This window comes from Rhodococcus sp. EPR-134 (assembly GCF_001647205.1).
Classification (GTDB): domain Bacteria; phylum Actinomycetota; class Actinomycetes; order Mycobacteriales; family Mycobacteriaceae; genus Rhodococcus_F; species Rhodococcus_F qingshengii.
Map to the genome: position 1 here is coordinate 1 of NZ_LVCT01000489.1, position 3,900 is coordinate 3,900.

At 61.9% G+C, this 3,900-nt stretch carries 4 protein-coding genes and 1 pseudogene; 2 read left to right on the forward strand and 3 right to left on the reverse strand.

The window, feature by feature from the left end:
• The coding region (locus A2J01_RS22535) for an MFS transporter (RefSeq protein ID WP_156519364.1) at positions 1-445 on the forward strand (445 nt) is incomplete at its 5' end.
• 137 nt (positions 446-582) lie between these two features.
• On the opposite strand, the gene A2J01_RS22540 is transcribed toward A2J01_RS22535, so the two are convergent.
• The 3 genes from A2J01_RS22540 to A2J01_RS22550 form a co-directional block, all read right to left on the reverse strand.
• Positions 583-948 carry a hypothetical protein gene (locus A2J01_RS22540; RefSeq protein WP_064113635.1) on the reverse strand — a complete coding sequence of 122 codons (366 nt, stop codon included), beginning with the start codon at positions 946-948 and terminating at the stop codon, positions 583-585.
• Between the two features lie 336 nt (positions 949-1,284).
• Complete coding sequence (locus A2J01_RS22545) at positions 1,285-2,151, reverse strand: alpha/beta hydrolase family protein (RefSeq protein ID WP_231915876.1); 867 nt, start codon at positions 2,149-2,151, stop codon at positions 1,285-1,287.
• A 90-nt stretch (positions 2,152-2,241) separates the two neighbouring features.
• Positions 2,242-3,288, reverse strand: coding sequence for a LacI family DNA-binding transcriptional regulator (locus A2J01_RS22550; protein ID WP_064113634.1), 1,047 nt, complete (start codon positions 3,286-3,288; stop codon positions 2,242-2,244).
• A gap of 248 nt (positions 3,289-3,536) precedes the next feature.
• Between A2J01_RS22550 and A2J01_RS22555 the strand changes: the two are divergent.
• Positions 3,537-3,900: pseudogene (locus A2J01_RS22555) on the forward strand (APC family permease); the annotation flags it as partial.

The following is a 3,900-nucleotide window of genomic DNA, read 5'->3' on the forward strand; positions in this document are numbered from 1 at the left end:
GTGGCTCGGCGACAAGGTGGGACGCGTCCGCGTCGTCATCTGGGGCCTTGCGGCAGTCGCGATTCTCGCAGCGCCGCAGTTCCTGGTGCTGAAGTCCGGATCCGTGTTCCTGATCTTCCTGACCTTCGCTGTCATGCGACTGGTGCTGGCGGCCACGTACGGCCCGATCGCCGCCGTCCTGTCGCAGATGTTCAAGCCGCAGGCCCGCTACACAAGCATTTCGTTGGCGTACCAGGGTGCAGGCGCGATCTTCGGTGGGTTGTCTCCGCTGGTGTCGACGCTGATGTACAAGGCAACCGGCAGCATCTGGCCGGTCATCGCACTGCTGATCGGCATGTGCGTCCTGAGCATCGTCTGCCTGCTCTTCGCTCCGCAGCATGTGGACGAGGCGACAGATACCGACGGTGCTCCGCAGGGCCTGAACAAGGAATCGGCTTCCGCCTGATTGCCGAGAGTCGGCTTCCGCCTGACTGCCGAGAGTCGGCTTCCGCCTGACAACTGAAAACACGACAGCCGGGGCAGTACACGATTTCCGTGTACTGCCCCAGCTGTCGTTTCAGGTCAGTTGTCGTTCAGCGCCGGTTACGCGCCGACGAGATGGCGATGAAAATGATCGCTGCGTCGGTGGGCCTGGCTGAGATTTCTGATCTCACGCAGCCAGAAGTGAGACGCCAGCGTGTTACTGCTTCCGTAACCAGTGCCGGACGTGTCTTCGTCGATCAGGGCGACAAGCGCTTTGATCAGGCTGGTGACCTTGAGGTTGTTGGTCTGAGAATGTCGGAGCAACAGCTCGGCGACTTCGTCGGTGCTGCAACGGTAGAGGGTGCAGACGATTTCGATACCGCGCTCGCGGATCCGGCCCGAAGTAGTCGGGATCCGTAGACCGTTCGTCGAGTTGCTGTTCGTCTGGTTGTTCGTGTCGTCGGGGTGAATCATGGTGTTGATCAAGGTATTCCTTTGAACCGCAGGGTCTTTGGGCCCGTGCGGTGTGTAGCGCATGTTGATACTGGTGCAGTCGGTACGCGATTGGCGGCGGACTCCGTCGGAGCCTTCGGCCTGGTCAACAATCTGCGGGACTGATGAAAGTGCGTAGTGATCAAAGGCGCGGATTTGCACCGAACTGGAAGTCTGCCCCTGGAACGAATACTGGAACTGTTGTTCCGGGCGAAGCGACCGGCTGCCTGACTGACGGCTGCCCTCTGATAACCCCACCGTACGTCATCGATTGAGTTTCAGCTAATTCTATTTCGAGCGGCTGAGAGCACTGTGGCCCGTATTACCTGCTCAAGAGGCATTTATGTGGCCGATTATTGCTTGCTTGGTGGTAGCCCAGGCGTCGGTCGTCGGGTTGCCGAACTCGCCGTGGCCGACGCCGGGAAGTTCGATCAGATCGACCACGTCGCCTGCTGCTCGGGCGGCACGGGCATAGCGCCGACTCTGTTCGACCGACACGACCTTGTCTCCGAGTCCGTGGATCACCGTGACGGGGAGGCCGGTGGGGAGGTGCTCGATCGGTGATGCGATGCGGTAGCGATCGGGATGATCGGTAGGCATGCCGCCCAGAAGATTTCGAACAAATCGATCTTTGCCCGCGGTTGCGGCGAGCGTCATGTCGAAGACGCCGGCCATGATCGTCGTCGAGCGAACCGGCACCGAGAGGTTTGGTTCCGGGGCGTCTGCACCCTGTTGGGATCGCGATGCGACCCAGGCGGCAAGTTGTCCACCCGCGGAGTAGCCGGCGATGTGTACACGGCTCAAATCCAGTCGCCCGGAGGCCTTTTCCTGAACGATGCCGGCCAGGGCGTTGGTGGCCGTAACAGTATCGGAGAGCGTGGTCGGCCAACCACCCTGACCGCCGACGCGTCTGTATTCGATGTTCCAGACCGCAATTCCGTACGGGGTCAGGGTTTTTGCCCACGCGCCCGCGTATTCGAGATTGCTCTTCTGGGCCCATCCACCGCCGTGGATGAGTACGACGACCGGCAGGTCATCGTCCGATCCTTCTGGAAGATACAGATCGCCGAAAGTGTCTGCGGCCGCGGCGTAGGCGATGCGGACCGGAGCGACGTCGCGGTCGAGGCCGGTCGCACTGCTGACAGATGCGAGGAGGGCGAGTGCACAGACCAGCACTACGGCGAGATACCCGGCCAAGCGGTCGCGGGAGCGGTGCGCGATGACCTGATTCCTCTCGGCAGGCGACGGACGATAATTCGGAAATCAGTCTATCGGTGCCAGGTGAATTTATGGTGTGAGCGAATGGGCCGTGCTCGCTCGCACGCGGAGTTCGCTACGCGTATAGCTCTGAACTGGGGGTTCGTCACCGTTGACCAGAGCCAACAGTGCATCTACGGCCGCTGCCGCCTGTTCTTGGGGGAAGAAGTCGAAGGCAGTGATCGGGGGCTGGGAAACCAGCAGGGCGGGTTCGTCACTGTCCTGTGCAATCAAGACGTCACCCGGAATCGACAGCCCGAGATCGAGGGCCGCTCGCGCCGCTGCCGGGGCGCAACCGAGAATCAACGACAGGATCGCGTCAGGCGGAGTCGAGGAGTCGAGGGCCTCGCGGGTGGCCGCATACGCGGCCCCGATGAGGCCTCCGACGGTGCTGGCGCCCGGAAACGACGTCAATTCCTCGCTGGTGCGTGGTGCCACCCCTCGGGCGCGGCACCACTCGAAGTAAGCGAAAGTCGTTGCGCGGGTCCACTCCGAATGCATTCCGGGAGTGAGGACGAAAATGTCCCTTGCGCCACGTTCGGCGAGGTGGTTCAGAAGAGTCTCCGTGGTGGAGACGAGGTCCGGTGAGGTGGAGTATCCGAACTGCCCGGAGTGTCCAGGACCCACTGCGACAGAGGGGATTCCGATCTTCTGCAGAACCTCGACGCGCGGGTCGTCGACCATCGGGTCGACGACCAGTACGCCGTCCATCTCGATGCGCCGCAGTCCGTTCGGATCTTTCATCGACGGTAGTAGGAGGAGTGAGTGATCGGCGTGGAATGCAGCCTGGGTCGCGGCGGTCGCCACGCGCCCGTACCAGTCGAAATTGAGGTACTCGGCCGATGACAGTTGGTCGGGAGCGGGGAGCATCAGCCCGAGGGTGGCAGTCCGACCCGACCTGAGATTCTGGGCCGACCGATTGGCATGGTATCCAAGGCGGTCGGCAACCTCTTGAACCCGAGCGCGAGTGGCCGCGTCGACCCGGCCCTTGCCGTTGAGTGCATAGGAGACCGTGGACACCGCGACGCCGGCGGCGTTGGCGACATCACGAAGCGTCGGCGAAACAGGGGTAGCCACTGCGGATCGTTTCTACTCGTTGGTCGGTTTGTCTCCAGCCTATCGATCAATCGTTTCGGCATGTTGCGTGCACCGGTGAGGGGCACCTCAAAACAAAACGTCGAATCGTTTCAGCGCAGGTATTGACACTGGTGAAACGATTCGGCACTCTCTTAGGAACACCGGGCGAACGTCGAGAGAAATTCGGGCGAACCTCGGGAAACCTGACCAGGCAGGCGCATACTTGCCTTAACTCGCGGAGCCTCCCCATGACCGAAAAAACCGACCCTCCCGGTGCAGGAACGCATTCTGAATCCGGTTCTCTCACGTCATCCTCGGGCCTGCGCGCCGGAACTATCAACAGCCGTCATCTGGTCTTCTTCGTCATCGCCGCAGCGGCGCCACTGACGATCCTGGTGGGATTCGCGCCACTGGGCCTGATGGTTTCCGGCGCTGCGCTTCCGGTGGGGTACGTCGTTCCCGGGATCGTCTATCTACTGTTCGCCGTCGGCTTCACGGCGATGAGCAGGCATATCCGCGGCGCGGGCGCGTTCTACGCCTACATCACCGAAGGGCTCGGAAAAACAGTCGGCGCAGGCGCCTCTGTGCTGGCTTACATCGGCTATCTCGGTG